Annotated in this window: 18 protein-coding genes; 11 read left to right on the top strand and 7 right to left on the bottom strand. The window is 66.3% G+C overall.

From position 1 onward, the window contains the following. Positions 1-6 precede the first annotated feature (6 nt). Entirely contained in the window at positions 7-1521 is a 1515-nt protein-coding gene (locus V8Z74_RS02030; protein ID WP_349707655.1) for an aminotransferase-like domain-containing protein, read from the bottom strand. Positions 1522-1721: 200 nt separating this feature from the next. Between V8Z74_RS02030 and V8Z74_RS02025 the strand changes: the two genes are divergently transcribed. Further along, a complete protein-coding gene (locus V8Z74_RS02025) occupies positions 1722-2108 on the top strand; it encodes a hypothetical protein (protein WP_349707654.1) in 387 nt (128 codons plus the stop codon). On the opposite strand, the gene V8Z74_RS02020 is transcribed toward V8Z74_RS02025, so the two are convergent. Together V8Z74_RS02020 and V8Z74_RS02015 are read right to left on the bottom strand one after the other, a co-directional pair. After that, positions 2083-3315, bottom strand: coding sequence for a DesA family fatty acid desaturase (locus tag V8Z74_RS02020; RefSeq protein ID WP_349707652.1), 1233 nt, complete (start codon positions 3313-3315; stop codon positions 2083-2085). The genes V8Z74_RS02025 and V8Z74_RS02020 overlap by 26 nt on opposite strands. Positions 3316-3438: 123 nt before the next feature. After that, entirely contained in the window at positions 3439-4770 is a 1332-nt protein-coding gene (locus V8Z74_RS02015) for an RsmB/NOP family class I SAM-dependent RNA methyltransferase (protein ID WP_349707651.1), read from the bottom strand. 139 nt (positions 4771-4909) lie between these two features. On the opposite strand from V8Z74_RS02015, the gene V8Z74_RS02010 reads away from it, so the two are divergent. Then, positions 4910-5173 carry a DUF1653 domain-containing protein gene (locus V8Z74_RS02010; protein WP_349707649.1) on the top strand — a complete coding sequence of 88 codons (264 nt, stop codon included), beginning with the start codon at positions 4910-4912 and terminating at the stop codon, positions 5171-5173. A 25-nt stretch (positions 5174-5198) separates the two neighbouring features. Here the strand turns inward: V8Z74_RS02010 and purN are convergent, their stop codons facing one another. Beyond that, the gene (gene purN / locus V8Z74_RS02005; RefSeq protein ID WP_066473032.1) at positions 5199-5780 is read right to left on the bottom strand and encodes a phosphoribosylglycinamide formyltransferase; all 582 of its coding nucleotides are present in this window, start codon (positions 5778-5780) and stop codon (positions 5199-5201) included. Between the two features lie 79 nt (positions 5781-5859). Here purN and V8Z74_RS02000 point away from each other — a divergent pair, with 79 nt between their 5' ends. The 3 genes from V8Z74_RS02000 (at position 5860) to V8Z74_RS01990 (ending at position 9133) form a co-directional block, all read left to right on the top strand. Continuing rightward, positions 5860-6573, top strand: coding sequence for a YceH family protein (locus tag V8Z74_RS02000; protein WP_349707647.1), 714 nt, complete (start codon positions 5860-5862; stop codon positions 6571-6573). 116 nt (positions 6574-6689) lie between these two features. Beyond that, a complete protein-coding gene (locus V8Z74_RS01995) occupies positions 6690-7871 on the top strand; it encodes an acyl-CoA dehydrogenase family protein (protein ID WP_066473037.1) in 1182 nt (393 codons plus the stop codon). A gap of 146 nt (positions 7872-8017) precedes the next feature. Continuing rightward, the gene (locus V8Z74_RS01990) at positions 8018-9133 is read left to right on the top strand and encodes an acyl-CoA dehydrogenase family protein (protein WP_349707646.1); all 1116 of its coding nucleotides are present in this window, start codon (positions 8018-8020) and stop codon (positions 9131-9133) included. Between the two features lie 80 nt (positions 9134-9213). On the opposite strand, the gene uraD is transcribed toward V8Z74_RS01990, so the two are convergent. Both uraD and V8Z74_RS01980 read right to left on the bottom strand, forming a co-directional pair. Beyond that, on the bottom strand, positions 9214-9765 hold the full coding sequence (uraD, locus tag V8Z74_RS01985; RefSeq protein WP_066473039.1) for a 2-oxo-4-hydroxy-4-carboxy-5-ureidoimidazoline decarboxylase: 552 nt from the start codon (positions 9763-9765) through the stop codon (positions 9214-9216). A gap of 68 nt (positions 9766-9833) precedes the next feature. Next, on the bottom strand, positions 9834-10766 hold the full coding sequence (locus V8Z74_RS01980; protein WP_349707645.1) for a LysR family transcriptional regulator: 933 nt from the start codon (positions 10764-10766) through the stop codon (positions 9834-9836). 131 nt (positions 10767-10897) lie between these two features. Here V8Z74_RS01980 and V8Z74_RS01975 point away from each other — a divergent pair, with 131 nt between their 5' ends. The 4 genes from V8Z74_RS01975 to V8Z74_RS01960 are packed head-to-tail and all read left to right on the top strand — an operon-like array spanning position 10898 to position 13702. After that, the gene (locus V8Z74_RS01975) at positions 10898-12235 is read left to right on the top strand and encodes an MFS transporter (protein WP_349707643.1); all 1338 of its coding nucleotides are present in this window, start codon (positions 10898-10900) and stop codon (positions 12233-12235) included. Between the two features lie 29 nt (positions 12236-12264). Continuing rightward, the gene (locus V8Z74_RS01970; RefSeq protein ID WP_349707642.1) at positions 12265-12813 is read left to right on the top strand and encodes a hydroxyisourate hydrolase; all 549 of its coding nucleotides are present in this window, start codon (positions 12265-12267) and stop codon (positions 12811-12813) included. 50 nt (positions 12814-12863) lie between these two features. Next, positions 12864-13199, top strand: coding sequence for a hydroxyisourate hydrolase (gene uraH / locus V8Z74_RS01965; RefSeq protein WP_066473051.1), 336 nt, complete (start codon positions 12864-12866; stop codon positions 13197-13199). 23 nt (positions 13200-13222) lie between these two features. Further along, on the top strand, positions 13223-13702 hold the full coding sequence (locus tag V8Z74_RS01960) for a nucleoside deaminase (protein WP_349707641.1): 480 nt from the start codon (positions 13223-13225) through the stop codon (positions 13700-13702). Positions 13703-13794: 92 nt separating this feature from the next. Here the strand turns inward: V8Z74_RS01960 and V8Z74_RS01955 are convergent, their stop codons facing one another. Further along, positions 13795-14352 (bottom strand): HNH endonuclease, encoded by a 558-nt coding sequence (locus tag V8Z74_RS01955; protein WP_066473055.1) that lies wholly within the window; start codon positions 14350-14352, stop codon positions 13795-13797. A gap of 170 nt (positions 14353-14522) precedes the next feature. Here V8Z74_RS01955 and V8Z74_RS01950 point away from each other — a divergent pair, with 170 nt between their 5' ends. Both V8Z74_RS01950 and ileS read left to right on the top strand, forming a co-directional pair. Continuing rightward, on the top strand, positions 14523-15584 hold the full coding sequence (locus tag V8Z74_RS01950; RefSeq protein WP_349707639.1) for a bifunctional riboflavin kinase/FAD synthetase: 1062 nt from the start codon (positions 14523-14525) through the stop codon (positions 15582-15584). 117 nt (positions 15585-15701) lie between these two features. After that, the gene (gene ileS, locus V8Z74_RS01945; RefSeq protein ID WP_349707638.1) at positions 15702-18566 is read left to right on the top strand and encodes an isoleucine--tRNA ligase; all 2865 of its coding nucleotides are present in this window, start codon (positions 15702-15704) and stop codon (positions 18564-18566) included. The last annotated feature ends 29 nt before the right edge of the window (positions 18567-18595 follow it).

The raw sequence follows: 18595 nt of genomic DNA, 5'->3' as shown, positions 1-18595 counted from the left end.
CCGCTCCTAGCTGCGCGGATTCTGGCCCAGCTGCCTGCAGGCCATTGCGCCCAGCGTGGCCATGGCCTGCTCCATCAAGCCATCGACGGGATGGGTACAGGCCAGGCGCATGCAGTGCTCATAGCGGCCCGAATTGGAAAACATGCTTCCGGGCGCAATGCGTATACCCTTGTCCAGTGCTGCCGCGAACAGCTCGGACGTGGACATCTCCGCAGGGAACTCCAGCCACAGGCACAGTCCCCCGGCGGGCAGGCTCAGGCGCGTACCCACAGGAAAGTGCTGCGCCACCAGCCTGGCCATGGCTTCGCGCTGCTTGCGCAGCAATTGCCTGAGCTTTTCCAGGCTGCGCTGGTGCGTGGGCGAGCCCAGTACTTCGGCCACCACGAGCTGGCCCAGCGTCTGGGTGTTGCGGCTTTGCGCGAACTTGAGCATCTGCACCCGGCCATGCCACTGGCCCGCATTCATCCAGCCCTGGCGCAACCCGGGCGCCAGGCTTTTGTTGAAGGCTTGGCAATAGATCACATGGCCTGAAACGCTGTCCCAGGCCTTGAGCGGACGGACAGCCTGCGGCCCCTCCACGAACAGGCCGTAGGAATCGTCTTCGATCAGCGCCGCGCCATGGGTGGCGCACAGCGCGACCAGCCGGGCCTTGTGCTCGTCGGGCATGCGCGCACCCAGCGGCATCTGCAGCTCGGGCACGACCACCACCGCCTTCAGGCGCGGCTGCGTCTGGAAGGCCAGCTCCAGCGCCTCGATCGACATGCCCGTGCGCGGGCTGCAGGGGATCTCCAGCGCCTTCAGCTGCAGCGACTCGACGACCTGCAACAGCCCGTAATAGGTGGGCGACTCCACGGCCACCATATCCCCTGGCGAAGCCACGGCGGCCAGCGCCAGGCTGACGCCTTCGGAGTTGCCGGTGGTGGCCAGCACATCTGCCGGCGCCACGCGGATGCCCGACGCCAGCGCCCGTCGCGCCATGGCCTGCTGGAACTCGGGATGGTTGCCCTGGTTGGCCAGCAGCGAGCGTCCCTGCGACAGCAGCGTCGGGTGCGCGCGCAGCAGGCGGGTGACGGTCTTGTTCAGGTAGTGATGGTCGAACAGCGCCGCCGGCGGCGTGCAGCCGCCGAGATCCATATACACATCCGCCTGCCGGCCCCGCTCCAGCAGCAGCGAGATGTGCTCGTTGATGCCCACGAAATGCGCATGGGGGTTGGGCTGCACGGGCTGGCTCAGGTCCGGTTCGCTGGCCAGCGGCAGGGCCACCGCCGCGGCGCGCACAAAATAGCCGACGCGGGGCCTGGCTTCTAGGCAGCCGTGCTCTTCCAGATAGCGCAGCACCTGCAGGGCCGTGGACAGGCTGATGTCGTGCCGCGCCATCAGCTCGCGCACCGAAGGCATGCGCTCGCCCGCCTTGAGCGTGCCCAGCGCAATGGCCGTGCCATAGGTGGCGGCCAGCCGCTGGTACAGCGGCAAGGCCGGATTTGCAGTTGGCGAGGACTCAAGAACGGCAGGTGTCAGCATGATAGTGAAAGCGCTTTTCCGTCCCCATCATGCCAGCCGATCCTGTTCTGCAACAGATACAGATAAGCCGCGAACCGACCGGAACAGCCGCTGGAAAATCTGCATTGATGCGCCTGCCCCAGCCGGATGCTGTGCCTGTCGTCAAACCGGGCCCCAACCTAAGCTGGAAACCCTGAATTACCTCCAAACAGGGCCATCCCGTGCATACCGAAACCCGCCAAAACAGCGCCTCGCAGCGCCACCCACTGTCCCCCGGCCAGATGCTGACACTGGCACTGACCGAAGGCAGCACCCTGACCTGCCTGGGTGCTCCCATCCAGTTGAGCACCACGCCGCTGGCGGCCTTGGATGCCTGCTCGGGCTACAGCATGTGCCTGCGCAACGGGCAAAGCTGGCGCGCGCCCGGCAGGCTCTGGGTCCAGCTGGTCTGCGTGGGCGAGCGCAGCAGCGTGCAGGTGCAGCCGGGCATGCCCGCAGCCAGCAAAAACCGCCTCGGCCTTGAGGGCCTGAGGCGGTGGATTGCTCGCTACCGGCCGGGCGGCCGCGAAGCCGCTGCCGGCATCAAGCGTGGGCAGCGCGCAGCTTGACGGAGAACTCCTTGAGCATGGCGATGCCGCTGGCTTCGGCACGCTGGCACCAGGCCTGCAGCTGGCTGGTCAGCTGTTCGCGGCTCAGCGTGGTGTTGAGCCACAGCTGGCGCAGCTCCTCGCGCATGACCAGCATCTGGTCGATCACGGGATGGGCCGCGCGCGCCTGGGCCAGCTGGGCCTGGGCGCGCTCGGGCACCTTGTCGTTGTCGCGGTGCAGCCAGCGCTGGGCCGCCAGCAGCAGCGAGACATCGGCCTTCTGGGCCTTGCGCTGCCTGAGCACGTCCAGCTCCTGCCGCACGGCGGCACGCACGCCGCGCGCATAGCGGGCCATGACTTCGTAGCGATTGGCAATCACGGCCTCGAGCGTCAGCTCATCGGCCACGGGCTTGACGGCGCCCATGCGCAAGCGCGGCGGCGTCTTCTTGACCTTGGCCCAGCCCATCTTCTGCATGGCGCTGATATAGAGCCAGCCGATGTCGAACTCGTAGCGCTTGACAGAGAACTTGGCCGAGGTCGGATAGGTATGGTGGTTGTTGTGCAGCTCCTCGCCGCCGATGATCAACCCCCAGGGCACGAGATTGGTGGAGGCATCGGGCGCCTCGTAGTTGCGGTAACCCCAGTAGTGGCCCACGCCATTGACCACGCCGGCCGCCCAGAACGGAATCCAGACCATCTGCACGGCCCAGATGGACAGGCCGATGGCGCCGAACAGCGCCACATCGATGATCAGCATCAGCGAGGGGCCCAGCACCGAATGGCGGTACACATTGCGCTCCATCCAGTCGTCGGGCGTGCCGTGGCCGAACTTGCGCAGCGTGTCCTCGTTTTTCGCTTCCTCGCGGTACAGCTCGGCGCCACGGCGCATCACGGTGCCCAGGCCGCGTGTCTGCGGGCTGTGCGGATCTTCGGCGGTCTCGCACTTGGCATGGTGCTTGCGGTGGATGGCCACCCATTGCTTGGTGACCATGCCCGTGCCCAGCCACAGCCAGAAGCGGAAGAAATGCGAGGGCACAGGCCCCAAGTCCAATGCCCGGTGGGCCTGGCAACGGTGCAGGTAGATGGTGACCGCGGCGATGGTGATGTGCGTGGTGGCCAGGGTATAGAGCAGCAGCTGCCACCACGACAGCTCCCACAGGCCATTGGCCAGCCAGTTCACCAATCCGTCCACAACCGCACTCCCGTTCAAGCCGATATCCAGCGCCATGCGCCAAAGGCCCAGGCAAAAAGCGTGCTCGCTTCCGCGAAGCACAAGAACTGCCATTTTAGGTGGACGCCCTACATCCACACAGCCCTTTGTCTGACGCGGGATACTGGATTTGCCGGGAATTTACGCTTTTTTCACCCAAACTGCCGCAAAAAATCCATCGGTTTCATGGCGGTGGGGCCACAGGCGCACATAACGCCGGCCGTTCTCGCCGCCGCTGCACAGCGCATCGCCGTCCTCGACCTTGAGCTGTTCCAGCAGCTCGCCGGCGCTCAGCGGCACGAAGTCCGGGTGCGCAGCCGAAAAGGCCTCGGCAATGGCTTCGTTCTCCTGCGGCAGGATGGAGCAGGTGGCATAGACCAGGCGGCCGCCGGCCTTCACCAGGCGTGCGCTGCTTTCGAGGATGGCTGCCTGCTTTTGCGTCAGCTCTTCCACGGCCTTGGGGCTCTGGCGCCACTTGAGGTCGGGATTGCGGCGCAGCGTGCCCAGGCCCGAGCAGGGCGCATCGACCAGCACGCGGTCGATCTTGCCGGCCAGGCGTTTGATGCGCTCGTCGCGCTCATGGGCAATGGCCGCCGGGTGCACATTGGACAGGCCCGAGCGCGCCAGGCGCGGCTTCAGGGCTTCGAGGCGATGGCCCGACACGTCGAAGGCATAGAGGCGGCCGGTATTGCGCATGGCCGCGCCGATGGCCAGCGTCTTGCCGCCCGCGCCGGCGCAGAAGTCCACCACCATTTCGCCGCGCTTGGCGTCGAGCAGCAGGGCCAGCAGCTGCGAGCCCTCGTCCTGCACCTCAATGGCGCCGCGCGTGAAGGCATCCAGCCGGGCCAGCGCCGGCTTGCCATCCACGCGCAGGCCCCAGGGCGAATACGGCGTGGGCTGGGCCTGGATGCCGGCCTTTTCCAGTTCCTTGCGCACATCGGAGCGCTTGGCATTCAGGATGTTCACACGCAGATCCAGCGGCGCGCTGCGCTCCATGCTCGCGGCCAAGGCCCAGAATTCATCGCCCAGCTGCGCCTTGAGCGGCGCCACCAGCCACTCGGGCAGATTGTGGCGATGGGCCTCCATCAGGTCCTCGGGCTGGATGCTTTCGCAGTCCTTGAGCCATTTGAACTCCTGCGGCAGCAGGGCCGCCTTCACGAAGCTGTCGCTGTCGAAGCCGTCCCGGGCCCTGGTTTTGGGTTCCTTGCCGCTCTGTTCCTTGAGGCATTCGGCAAAGCCCAGGATGGCCAGCCGGCGCTCGCGCGGGCCGCTGCCCGAATGCGCCAGCGCTTCGAACAACAGCTTCTTGCGCAGCACGGTGTAGGCGGTTTCAGCCAGGGTGGCGCGCTCGCGCGGGCCCAGGTTGCGGTTTTCACGGAAAAAGCGGGACACCACGGCATCGGCCGGATGTTCAAATGTCAGGGTGCGCTTGACGAGTTCGGTGCAAGCGTCGAGAAGCTGTTTGGGATGCATGGGAGCGATTGTCCCACTGTCGCCCAAGCCCTGGCCTCTCTCCCGGTTCTCGCCGGCATGCCGGCGCAGATGTTTTCTCAAGCATCAAAATGGCGTACAGCCCTTACCTATCCTGCGCATCCCGCTATCGAATTGCATAATGAGCCAACAAGACCTTCCGCCCCTCATCGTCACCGAACCCGGCCTCTACGCGCACTACAAAGGCATGCGCTATGAAGTGATAGGCACCGTGCGCCACAGCGAGACACTGGAATCCATGACGCTGTACCGCGCCCTGTATGGCGAACACGGCCTGTGGGTACGGCCCGCGGCCATGTTCAACGAAACCGTGGTCATAGACGGCGTGGAAAGGCCGCGCTTTCGCCGGCTGGCGGACACGGAAAAAGAACCGGAACAGCCTTGAGCACAGGCGCATCAAGCGCCACTCGCTATCGATTCTTGAGCAGATTGAGGACGGCGCGCGGGTAGATCACATGCTCCTGCACCAGCACGCGCGCGGCCAGTGCCTCGGCCGTGTCGCCCGGCAGGATGGGCACGACGGCCTGCTCGAGAATCGGGCCCACGTCGAGCTCCGCCGTGACGCGATGCACCGTGGCGCCGGCAAACTTGCAGCCCGCGGCTATGGCGCGCTGGTGCGTATGCAGGCCCGTGAAGGCCGGCAGAAGCGAGGGATGGATGTTGACCATGCGCCCCTCGTAGTGCGCCACAAAGCCCGGCGTGAGAATGCGCATGAAGCCGGCCAGCACCACCAGATCGGGCGCATGGCGGTCTATCACCTGCATCAGCTGGGCGTCGAAGGCCTCGCGGCTGTCAAACTGCCTGTGATCCAGCACCTCGGTGGCGATGCCGTTGTCGCGCGCAAAGGCCAGCCCCTGGGCCTCGGCCTTGTTGCTCACCACCGCAGCAACCCTGGCGTTGTACTGCTTTGCCCAGTTCTGCTGCTGGGATGCACGCACAATGGCGGCCATGTTCGAGCCGCCGCCCGAAATCAGGATCACGATGTTTTTCATGGGCGGCGATTGTCGCACTACCGGGCTTTCCCTTAGCCCGAGTTCTTGTGTGCCGCCCTGTGCCTTTTGAGGAGACTCCATGCCCTTCGACCCCAGAACCGCCCCGCTGACCGCCGTGGAGGCCCGCGTGCTGGCCACACTGATGGAAAAGGCACGCACTGTGCCCGACAGCTATCCGCTGACGCTCAACGCCCTGGTCACCGGCTGCAACCAGAAATCCAGCCGCGATCCGGTGATGGAAGTGAGCGAATCCCAGGCCCAGGAAGCGCTGGACAGCCTGCGCCTCAGGACGCTGGCGGTACAGATCAGCGGCAGCCGCGCCACGCGCTGGGAGCACAACTTCCCGCGCGGCATGGGCGTGCCCGACCAGTCGGCCGTGCTGCTGGCGCTGCTGGCGCTGCGCGGCCCGCAGACGGCCGGCGAGCTGCGCATCAACTCCGAGCGCTGGCACCGCTTTGCCGATATTTCCTCGGTCGAGGCATTCCTGGACGAGCTGCGCGAGCGCAGCGAGGAAAAAGGCGGCCCGCTGGTGGTGCAGCTGCCGCGCGCGCCCGGCGCCCGCGAACAGCGCTGGGCGCACCTGCTGTGCGGCCCGGTCGATATCGCGGCCCTGCAAGGCGCGGCCAGCGCGGCACCGGCCGGCAATGCACCGGCCCTGCAGCAGCGCGTGGATGCGCTGGAGGCCGAAGTGGCCCGCCTGCGCGCCACCGTGCTGCAGCTGTGCGAGGCCCTGGGCATGGAAAGCCCGCTGCAGGATGCGGCACCCGGCACCGCAGGCGGCCCGGCCGGCTGAAGGCCGCCGCGCTTCCTCCTGGGGTTTTCACCAAAGCCGGGCCGATCTGTCGCAGCCTCGACAGCTGGAAAAAGAACGCGCGTGCTACAACCTGGACATTCTCAGGAGACAAGCGCATGGATCTGGCATTTACCCCCGAAGAACAAGCCTTTCGCGAAGAAGTCCGCACCTGGGTGCGGGCCCATCTGCCGGAGGAGATCGCGCACAAGGTGCGCAACGATTTGCGCCTGACGCGCGACGACCTGCAGCGCTGGGCCAAGATTCTCGGCAAGAAGGGCTGGCTGGCCTCGGGCTGGCCCGCCCAGTTCGGCGGACCCGGCTGGACCGCCGTGCAAAAGCATCTGTTCGAGGAAGAATGCGCCGCGGCCTGCGCGCCCGGCGTCGTGCCCTTCGGACCGGTGATGGTGGCCCCCGTCATCATGGCCTACGGAAGCCCGGAGCAGCAAAAGCGCTTCCTGCCCGGCATCGCCAGCGGCGAAGTCTGGTGGAGCCAGGGCTATTCGGAGCCCGGCTCGGGCTCGGACCTGGCCAGCCTCAAGACCCGCGCCGAGCGCGTGGGCGACAAATACATTGTCAACGGCCAGAAGACCTGGACCACGCTGGGCCAGTACGGCGAGTGGATCTTCTGCCTGGTGCGCACCAGCAGCGAAGGCAAGCCCCAGACCGGCATCAGCTTCCTGCTGATCGACATGAAGTCGCCCGGCGTGACCGTGCGCCCCATCAAGCTGCTCGACGGCGAGTGCGAAGTCAACGAGGTCTTCTTCGACAACGTGGAAGTGCCCGCCGACCAGCTGATCGGCGAAGAGAACAAGGGCTGGACCTATGCCAAGCACCTGCTTTCGCACGAGCGCACCAACATCGCCGGCGTGAACCGCGCCAAGCGCGAGCTCGAGCGCCTCAAGCGCATCGCCAAGACCGAAGGCGTCTGGGACGACCAGCGCTTTCGCGACCAGATCGCGCTGCTCGAAGTGGACATCGTGGCCCTGGAAATGCTGGTGCTGCGCGTGCTCTCGGCCGAGAAGTCGGGCAAGAATCCGCTGGACATCGCCGGCCTGCTCAAGATCAAGGGCAGCGAAATCCAGCAGCGCTATGCCGAGCTGATGATGCTGGCCGCCGGCCCCTACAGCCTGCCCTTCATCGAGGAAGCCATGGAAGCCGGCTGGCAGGGCGACTTCCCGGGCGGCGTGGTGGCCAACGCGCCGCTGGCCTCGACCTATTTCAACATGCGCAAGACCACGATCTACGGCGGCAGCAACGAAGTACAGCGAAACATCGTCGCGCAGACGGTGCTGGGCTGACCCGGAACTGGTGACGGCGACGATATTTCGCTTGCGCGAAAACGTACGACTCCCCCGTGCCCCCTCCGGGAGGGGGTTCTAGCAAGAGCTTCGCTGGATGTGAAGGGCGCCAAGGTGCCGCATGCAGCCAGCATCAGGAGACTTTCATGGATTTCAATTTTTCCGATGACCAGCAACAACTGCGCGACGCCGTCGCGCGCTGGGTGGACAAGGGCTATACCTTCGAGCGTCGCCAGTCCATCGTGGCCCAGGGCGGCTTTTCCCGCGAAGTGTGGGGCGAGCTGGCCGAGCTGGGCCTGACCGCCCTCACCGTGCCCGAGCAGTACGGCGGACTGGGCCAGGGCGCCGTCGACGCCATGGTGGTGATGGAAGAGCTGGGGCGCGGCCTGGTGATGGAGCCGCTGGCCCAGGCCTTCGTGGCTTCGGCCGTGATCGCCCGGTATGGCAGCGAAGCCGTCAGGCAGCAGTGGCTGCCCGCCATCGCCAGTGGCGAAGCGCTGGTCGTGCTCGCATCGCAGGAGCGCAAGGCACGCTACCGCCTTGATGTCTGCGATGCAAAGGCCAGCAGAAACGGTGATGCCTACACGCTGGACGCTACGAAAAACATAGTTCCGGCAGGCGACCAGGCGGATGCCTTCATCGTGCCCGCGCAGCTGGACGGCAAGATCGCCCTGTTCCTCGTGGAAAAGGGCGCGGCCGGCGTATCCACGCACGGCTACAGCACCCAGGACGAAGGCCGCGCGGCCGACCTGCTCTGCAAGGCCACGCCCGCCACGCTGATCACCGCGGACGGCCTGGCCGCGCTGACGCTGGCCCAGGATGTGGCCAACGCCGCCCTGTGCGCCGAAGGCGTGGGCGTGATGGAGCAGACCCTCAAGCTCACCACCGAATACATGAACCAGCGCAAGCAGTTCGGCGTCGTGATCGCCAGTTTCCAGGCCCTGCGCCATCGCGTGGCCGACATGAAGATGCAGCTTGAACTGGCCCGCTCCATGAGCTACTACGCCAGCCTCAAGCTCGGCGAACCCGAGGCCGAGCGCCACCTGGCCCTGGCCCGCGCCAAGGTGCAGCTGGGCCAGTCCATGCGCTTCGTCGGCCAGCAGTCGGTGCAGCTGCACGGCGGCATCGGCGTGACCGACGAATACGTGGGCAGCCACTACTTCAAGCGCCTGACGCAGATGGAAATGACCGGCGGCGACACCCTGCACCACCTGGGCGTGCTGTCCGCGGGGATGCAGGACAGCGCCGGCGTCTTCGCCTGAGACCGATCGTCCCGCCGCGGCGGGATGACCGGCACTTAAAAAGCCCCGCATCGCGGGGCTTTTTTGTCAGGAAAAGGGGATCAGGCCGCTTGCAGGCTGCCGGCGCGCACGCGCTGCGACAGGCGCAGGCGGCTGATGAAGCCGATCTGGCGCAGGGCCTCGGCAAACTCCTGCTCGGTGCCGCGCTCGGTGCGCGATGCCAGCTCGGCAAACAGGCCGGCGCGCGTGTAGTGGCGCACGCAGGCGATGAAGGGAAAACCGTGGCGCGAGCGGTAGGCCTGGTTCAGAGCGGCCAGGCGCTCGCCCTGCTCCTGCTCCAGATCGCCCAGGCCGGCGCTTTGCTGCTCCTGCTGGGAATCGCTGGTCAGCGTGCCGGAGCGCACGGCGCTGGCCGACAGCTCGGGGTGGCCGCAGAGAAAGCGCACGGCCTGCTCGCGGGGGCTGGCATGCACGGCGGCCAGCATGGCGCCATGCAGCGCATCGATGCTGTCGAAGGGCCGCTGGCTGGCAGCCGCTTCGGCAACCCAGGGGGCGTATTCGAAGACCTCGCCGAGCGCGGCCACGAAGGCGCCGTGCGCCATGGTGTTGAGCTCGTCGAGCGTGGGAAGGGAGGAGGCAGTGGTGGTAGTCATGGAGCCAGTGTAGGAAGCGCGTTTGCCGCCTCACAGTCCTGGCTTGTTATAGCCCGTATAGCAGCCGGCTACGCCAGCTCTGTCAGCACCTGCGAGGCCTGGCTCAGCAGCCCGCGCAGCCAGATGTGCGATGCATCGCGGTGCCGCGACGAATGCCACAGCTGGTAAAAGCGCATGGTGCGGTTGCCCATGGGCAGGGGCACCATGGCCAGCGGCAGGCGCCTGGCATGGTAGGCCGCGAAGTGGCGGCTGGTGGTCAGCAGCAGATCGGTCCCCACGAGCAGGTCCGGCGCCAGCGAGAAATGCGAGCACTGCACGCGGCCGTCGCGGCTCACGCGCATGGTGCCCAGGCTGGTCTCCACCACGCCGCGCTGGTCCGGCGAATACGGCGTGAACACGATATGGGCCGACTGCAGATAGTGCTCGGCCGTGAGCTGGCCTGGTGCGGCCAGCGGGTGCTTTTCGTCGAGCAGGCAGACCACCTGGTCCTCGATCAGCGTGGACATGTGCAGATGCTCGGGCGGGCTCGGCCAGTTGCCGATGACGATGTCCACCTCGCCGCTTTGCAGCGCCTGTTCGTAGTCGAAGTTCTGGCCCAGGGGCAGCATGACCAGCCGGGCACCCGGCGCCTGCGTGCGCATGAGCTGGACCACGCGCGCCATGAAGGGCGGCGCCAGGTAGTCGGGGGTGGCAAGGGTGAAGCGCTGCTGCGTGGTCCCGGCAGAGAAGTCCTTGCCGGACGTCAGCAGCCCGTCGATCAGTCCCAGGGCCGCGCGCGCCTGCTCCACGGCCTGCAGCGCGCGCGCCGTGGGCACCATGCGGTTCTTGTCCCGCACCAGCAGCGGGTCGTTGAAGATGGCCCGCAACCGCCGCAGCGCCGCGCTGATGGCCGGCTGCGACTGGTTCAGGCGTATGGCCGCGCGCGACACGCTTTTTTCGCTGATCAATGTGCACAGCACACGCAGCAGGTAAGTGTCGAACGGATCTTCGCTGCGAGACACGTGTTTTCCCTATGAATATGCATTTTGCTATGCGGCTCATAGCAGCTGCCTAGTTTCGCATATTGCCCCAACCCGCGACGATGCAAGCGTCCCCAAACCCAAACAACAAACTTCCGAGACAAGGACTTGCCATGAGTGCTCAACATGTGCCGATCAGCGGCACGACTGCCGGCGTCGACCAGGTCGACGCCACCTATTCCAAGATCTCCTGGCGCCTGCTGCCCTTCCTGGGCGTGCTGTGGGTGCTGGCATGGCTGGACCGCGTGAACATCGGTTTCGCCAAGCTGCAGATGCTCGACGACCTGAAGTTCAGCGAAGCAGTCTACGGCCTGGGTGCCGGCATCTTCTTCATCGGCTATTTCCTGTTCGAAGTGCCGTCCAACATGCTGCTGCAACGGATCGGCGCCAAGAAGACGGTGATGCGCATCACCATCGGCTGGGGCATCATCTGCGTCATGCAGGCCTGGGTCACGACACCGACCCACTTCTACATCCTGCGCTTTTTGATGGGCGTGTTCGAGGCCGGCTTCTACCCCGGCATCATCCTGTACCTGACCTACTGGTACCCGTCCAAGCGCCGCGCCAAGGCCTTCGGCACCTTCATGTCGGCCTCCGCCATCGCGGGCGTGCTCGGCGGCCCCCTGGCCGGCGGCATCATGACCTGGGCCGCCGGCTGGCATGGCATGCACGGCTGGCAATGGCTGTTCATCATTGAGGGCATTCCCTCGGTGCTGGCCGGCGTCTTCGCCTATTTCTACATGACGGACCGGCCCGAGCAGGCCAAGTGGCTCACCGATGCCGACCGCACCGTGGTGCGCCAGCAGCTCGAAATCGACCACAAGGCCCAGGGCGAGCGCCACAGCGACTGGCGCACCCTGTTCGGCAACCCCATGGTGTGGCTGCTGATCGCCGTGTTCTTCTGCCTGCTGTGCGCCAACTCCACGCTGACCTTCTGGATCCCCACTGTGATCCGCGAGGCCGGCTTCACATCGCCCATGGAAGTGGGCTGGATTGCCGGCGCCGCCTACCTGCTGGGCGCGGCTGGCATGGTCATCAACGGCCGCCATTCCGACCAACGCGGCGAAGTGCGCTGGCACTTCGCGGGCTCGGCCCTGCTGGGCGCCGGCGGCATGCTGGCCCTGGCCATCACCATGGGCATGTCCAGCATCCCCGTGATCGTGGCACTGACGGCCATGGTGCTGGCCCTGGTAGGCACCATGAGCGCCATTCCCGTGTTCTGGCAGATGCCCAACATGCTGCTCAGCGGCGGAGCCGCCGCCGTGGGCGTGGCCCTGATCAACTCGGTCGCCAACCTGGCCGGCTTCGGCGCCCCCTACCTGATGGGCGTGATCAAGGCTTCCACCGGCAAGGTCGCTCCGGGCCTGTACCTGGTCGCCATCGTGGAAGTGCTGTCCGCCATCCTGGCCATCGCGTTCATTGCCCGCATCCAGCGCCGCAAGAGCCTCTGAAGCCGCATCCGCCCCGAGGAGACAGATCCATGTCCAAGACTTTCCCATCCAGCGCCGGGCACCAGGCCCAGCCGCAGGCTCCGGCCCGCCGCCAGTTCACTCTCTCGGGCCTGGCGCTCGGCGCCACCGCCCTGGCCGCCGCACGCGGCGCGCTGGCCGCCGATGCACCGGCAACGCCAGCCGCTCCCGCCCAGTCCTCCGGGCCCATCGTGCTGCACGGCGCCAGCCCCCGGCTGACCATGCATGCCGTGGACACCTTCCACGGCTCCGCGGCCACGGGGCTGCGCGTGGATTTCTCGCGCTTCGACGGCCAGAACTATGTGCTGCTGCGCAGCTTCATCGTGAATGCCAACGGCCGCGCCGACGATCCGCTGCTGATCGATGACAGCTACCGCGCCGGCCGCTACGAAATGCTGCTGCACGTGGACGAATACTTTGCGGCCAAGGGTGCCAAGCTGCCGCGCCCGGCCTTTCTGTCCAAGGTGCCGGTGCGCTTCCAGGTCGTGAACACGGCCGAGCGCATCCACCTGCCGATCCAGTTCGGACCCTGGAGCTATACCTACTCGCGCGGCAGCTGATCCGCCGCCTTTTTCCATCCCGGATACCACTATCTCGCGAAAGGCAAATCATGGCAGGCATCAGCACCCACGTACTCAATGTCACCACCGGCCGACCCATCGCAGGCATGCGGGTCGAGCTCTATGATGTGGCGCAGTCTCCCGCGCAGCGCCTGAACAGCACGCGCACCAATGCCGACGGCCGCACCGACAGCCCCATGCTGCCGGCCCAGTCGGCCCGCACCGGAGACTTCGAACTGCGCTTCTACGTAGGCGAACATTTCAAGGAGCCCACGGCACTGTCGGAAGAAGTGCTGGTGCGCTTTTCCATCTTCGACGCAGCCCAGCACTATCACGTCCCCATGCTGTGCTCGCCCTGGTTTTTCACCACCTACCGCGGCAGCTGATTTTTTACAAGGAGAACAATTCCATGAACAACGAAGACAAGTACCTGATCGAATCCATCCGCCTGGCCATGGGCAACGTCAAGGACCGCAAGCAGGCCACCTGGCCATTCGGCGCCGTGCTGGTCAGGGATGGCCAGGTGCTGGCCCGCGCCGTCAACCAGGTGGAGGACCTGTGCGACCCGTCGGCCCACGCCGAGATGCAGGCCCTGCGCATTGGCGCCAAGGCCCAGGGCAGCACGGACCTGTCGGGCGCCGTCATGTACGCCAGCGGCTATCCCTGTTCCATGTGCTACACGGCCATGCTGCTGGCCGGCGTGAAGAAGGTGTATTTCGCCTACTCCAACGAGGACGGCGAGCCCTACGACCTGTCGGCCGCCCGCGGCTATGTGGAACTGGCCAAGCCCGAGGACCAGCGTGAAATGGCACTCATCAGCCATCGCGTGCGCGACGAGGGCGAGGACCTCTACGAAGCATGGCAGAAGGCGGTTTCCGCCACGGCCTGACCGCATACTCCTTTCCTCTCTCCTGCCCCGCGCTCCGGCCCGGGGCTTTTTTATGCCCGGCGCCAGGCGGCCGCGATCACAGAGGAGCCACCCTAGCTGCGCCAGCGCGAATGGCGCGGCACATGGGCCACGAGGAATTCCATCTGATCGGCCAGGATGCGGCGGTTGCGCAGGATGAAGTCTTCCCACAGGCTGGGCACGTAAGGCGTGTAGAGCAGCGGCATACGGGCCTGCTCCGGCGTGCGCGGGCCCTTGCGGTGGTTGCAGGCGCGGCAGGCCGTGACCAGGTTCATCCAGGTATGCTGGCCGCCCCGGCTGACGGGAATGATGTGCTCGCGCGTGAGCTCGCTTTCATGGAACTGGCGGCCGCAATAGGCGCAGACGCAGCGGTCGCGCGCAAACAGCTTGCCGTTGGTCAGGCCGGGCAGCAGCTCGTGCGGGTTGATCGCGGGCACGCCCTTGGTGCCGATGATGCTGTTGATGTGAATCACTGACTGCCGACCGGTCACAGCATTGTGGCCGCCGCGGAAACAGGCGATCTCCCCGCCGGATTCCCAGCGTACTTCATCCGCTGCATAGTGCAGCGCCGCCTGCTCCAGCGTGATCCAGGACTGGGGCAGTCCCTGGGCTGTCAGCTTCAAGACTTTCACAACATGCCTCCTGCCGGTAAACAACAAGAACAATCAGTCGCAAGAGTGATGCGCACTCACAGGCGGCCGCCAAGCCGCCCGAATCAAGGCAATATACTCCGAAATTATGTCAAATTGACGGCCACCGCTGCCCGCATCGGGGCGAGCCGCTACGAAAAACAAAGCACGCCATGAAGATTTTCCGAGGATTCAAGCACCCTGGCCTGGCGCCGGCCTGCGCTGTGACCATTGGCAACTTTGACGGCGTGCACCGCGGCCACCAGGCCATGCTGGGCCTGCTGCGCGCCGAAGCGGCACAGCGCGGCATTCCCAGCTGCGCCATGACCTTCGAGCCGCATCCGCGCGACTACTTCGCCCAGAAGCTGGGCAAGCCCGAGCTGGCGCCGGCCCGCGTGGGAACGCTGCGCGACAAGCTCAGCCAGCTCGAGGTCTGCGGCGTGGACCAGGTGGTGATCCTGCCGTTCAACGCGGCGCTGGCCGGCCAGAGCCCCGAGAGCTTCATCCAGGACGTGCTGGTTTCGGGCCTGGGCGCCAAGTACGTGCTGGTGGGCGACGACTTCCGCTTCGGCGCCAAGCGCGCCGGCGACTACGCCATGCTGGACGCGGCCGGCCAGGCCCTGGGCTTCGATGTGGCGCGCATGAACAGCTACGAGGTGCACGGCCTGCGGGTCTCCAGCACCGCCGTGCGCGAGGCGCTGGCGGCCGGGGAGATGGCCGATGCCGCCCGCCTGCTCGGCCATCCCTACACGATTTCGGGCCATGTGGTCCACGGCCGCAAGCTGGGCCGCAAGCTGGCCGAGTCGCGCGAGGGCGCGGACGACGGCTTTCGCACGCTGAACCTGCGCTTCGACCACTGGAAGCCGGCGGCCAGCGGCATTTTCGCGGTGCTGGTGCACGGCCTCTCGGGCGAGCCGCTGCGCGGCGTGGCCAACCTGGGCGTGCGCCCCTCGCTGGACCCCCATGACGTCAATGGCGGCCGGGTGCTGCTGGAGACCCACTGCTTCGATTGGCCCGCCGCACTCGGTGGTGAAGAGGCCTACGGTAAAATCATCCGCGTGGAACTTCTGCACAAACTGCACGACGAGCTGAAGTACGACAGTCTCGATGCCCTGACGGCAGGCATCGCCAAGGACTGCGATGACGCGCGCGCGTTTTTCGCCGCCATCCACACGCCGTCCCACACGAGCAGCTATACCGAGACCCGTCGCCAGACCACGCGCGACCGAATTTGACGCTCGCCGTCCGCCCTGCACTGAAGCGCACGCTATGACAGACGGCGCGCCAGGCCCACATTCCCCATTCACGCTCCGGCAGCCATGCCTGGGCACTGCATTGCTCTCAAGGTTCCCATGTCCGATTCCAAAGTCAACAAGAACGAAGCCTCTGGCTACCGCGCCACGCTGAACATGCCCGACACCCCCTTCCCCATGCGCGGCGACCTGCCCAAGCGCGAGCCGGGCTGGGTCAAGGAATGGGAAGACAAGGGCCTGTACAAGAAGCTGCGCGATGCGCGCCACGGCGCGCCCATGTTCATCCTGCACGACGGCCCGCCGTACGCCAACGGCAAGATCCACATCGGCCATGCCGTCAACAAGATCCTCAAGGACATGATCGTCAAGAGCCGCCAGCTCGAGGGCTTCGACGCGCTGTACGTGCCGGGCTGGGACTGCCACGGCCTGCCGATCGAGAACGCCATCGAGAAGCTGCACGGCCGCAACCTGCCGCGCGACGAGATGCAGGCCAGGAGCCGCGCCTTCGCCACCGAGCAGATCGCGCAGCAGATGGTGGACTTCAAGCGCCTGGGCGTGCTGGGCGACTGGGACCATCCCTACAAGACCATGAACTACGCCAACGAGGCGCAGGAGCTGCGCGCTCTGAAGAAGGTCATGGAGCGCGGCTTCGTATACCGCGGCCTCAAGCCCGTGTACTGGTGCTTCGACTGCGCGTCCTCGCTGGCCGAGTTCGAGATCGAGTACGCCGACAAGCAGAGCCAGACGCTGGACGTGATGTTCCCCGCGGCCGAACCCGCCAGACTGGCCGCCGCCTTCGGCCTGCCGCAGCTTGACAAGCAAGCCTTCATCGTCATCTGGACGACGACGGCATGGACCATCCCCGCCAACCAGGCGCTCAACGTCAACCCCGAGCTGGAATACAGCCTGGTGGACACCGAGCGGGGCCTGCTGATCGTGGCCTCGGCCCTGGTCGAGAAGTGCCTGGCGCGCTGGAAGCTCGAGGGCACGGTGGTCGCCACCGCCAAGGGCGAGAAGCTGGACCACATGCCCTTCAAGCACCCGCTGGCGCACGTGGACAAGGGCTACGACCGCATCTCGCCCGTGTACCTGGCCGACTACGCCACGGCCGACGACGGCACGGGTATCGTGCACTCGGCGCCCGCCTACGGCCTGGACGACTTCAACTCCTGCAAGGCCAACGGCATGGAGTACAAGGACATCCTGAACCCCGTGCAGGGCAACGGCGTGTACGCGTCCGATCTGCCCCTGTTCGGTGGCCAGCACATCTGGAAGGCCGTGCCCGTCATCCTCGACGCGCTCAAGGTGGCCGGCCGCCTGATGGACACCACGACCATCACCCACAGCTACCCGCACTGCTGGCGCCACAAGACGCCGGTGATCTACCGCGCCGCGGCGCAGTGGTTCATCCGCATGGACGAAGGCGAAGGCGTGTTCACCGATCCGGCCCAGAAGCCGGAAAAGACGCTGCGCCAGATCGCACTGGACGCCATCGAGCACACGAGCTTCTACCCCGAGAACGGCAAGACCCGCCTGCGCGACATGATCGCCGGCCGGCCCGACTGGTGCATCTCGCGCCAGCGCAGCTGGGGCGTGCCCATCCCCTTCTTCCTGCATGTGGACACGGGCGCGCTGCATCCGCGCACCATGGAGATCATCGACCAGGCGGCCGACATGATCGAGCAGGGCGGCATCGAGGCCTGGAGCCGCGTGACGGCCGAGGACATCCTCGGCGCCGAGGATGCCGCCAGCTACACCAAGAGCACCGACATCCTGGAGGTGTGGTTCGACTCCGGTTCCACCTTCTGGCATGTGATGCGCGGCACGCACAACGCCATGCACCACGACCAGGGCCCCGAGGCCGACCTGTACTTGGAAGGCCACGACCAGCACCGCGGCTGGTTCCACAGCTCGCTGCTGCTGGCTGCCGCCATCTTCGGCCGCGCGCCCTACCGCGGCCTGCTCACGCACGGCTTCACGGTCGACGGCCAGGGCAAGAAGATGTCCAAGTCGCTGGGCAACACCGTGGCGCCGCAGGACGTGAGCGGCAAGATGGGCGCCGAGATCATCCGCCTGTGGGTGGCATCGACCGACTACTCGGGCGACCTGGGCATCGACGACAAGATCCTGGCCCGCGTGGTGGACAGCTACCGCCGCATCCGCAACACGCTGCGCTTTTTGCTGGCCAACACCAGCGACTTCGACGCGGCCAGGGATTCCGTGGCCTACGAGGACCTGCTGGAAATCGACCGCTACGCCCTGGCGCGCGCGGCCCAGCTGCAAAAGGAGATCCTGGGCCACTACCAGGTCTACGAATTCCACCCCGTGGTGGCCAAGCTGCAGCTGTTCTGTTCCGAGGACCTGGGCGGCTTCTACCTGGACGTGCTCAAGGACCGCCTCTACACCACGGGCGAGAAGAGCCTGGCCCGCCGCTCGGCCCAGACCGCGCTGCACCAGATCACCCACGCGCTGCTGCGCTGGATGGCGCCCTTCCTGTCGTTCACGGCCGAGGAGGCCTGGAAGATCTTCGGCAACAGCGAGACCATCTTCCTCGAGAAGTTCACCGACCTGCCCGAGGGCGACGAGGCGCTGCTGGCCAAGTGGACGCGCATCCGCGAGATCCGCGACGTGGTCAATAAGGACATCGAGGCCGTGCGTGCCGAAGGCAAGGTCGGCGCCTCGCTGCAGGCCGAAGTGACCGTGGCGGCCCAGCCCGAGGACCTGGCCCTGCTGGAGACGCTGGCGGATGACCTGAAGTTCGTCTTCATCACCTCGGCCGCCCGGGCCGTGGCCGCCCAGGCCGACGAGGGCCTGGCCGTGACCGTCACGCCTTCCGTGAAGGACAAGTGCGAGCGCTGCTGGCATTACCGCGAGGACGTGGGCGCCGACGCGGCCCACCCCACGCTGTGCGGCCGCTGCGTGAGCAATCTGTACGGCGAAGGCGAAGTGCGCAGCAAGGCCTGAGCCTGCAGAGCCTGGACGCGAAACAGCGT

Origin of the sequence: Comamonas sp. w2-DMI (assembly GCF_040187735.1) — a bacterium.
GTDB classification, from domain to species: domain Bacteria; phylum Pseudomonadota; class Gammaproteobacteria; order Burkholderiales; family Burkholderiaceae_C; genus Comamonas; species Comamonas terrae.
The sequence above is the reverse complement of the archived record's forward strand: the minus strand, read 5'-3'. Positions and strand labels throughout refer to the sequence as shown.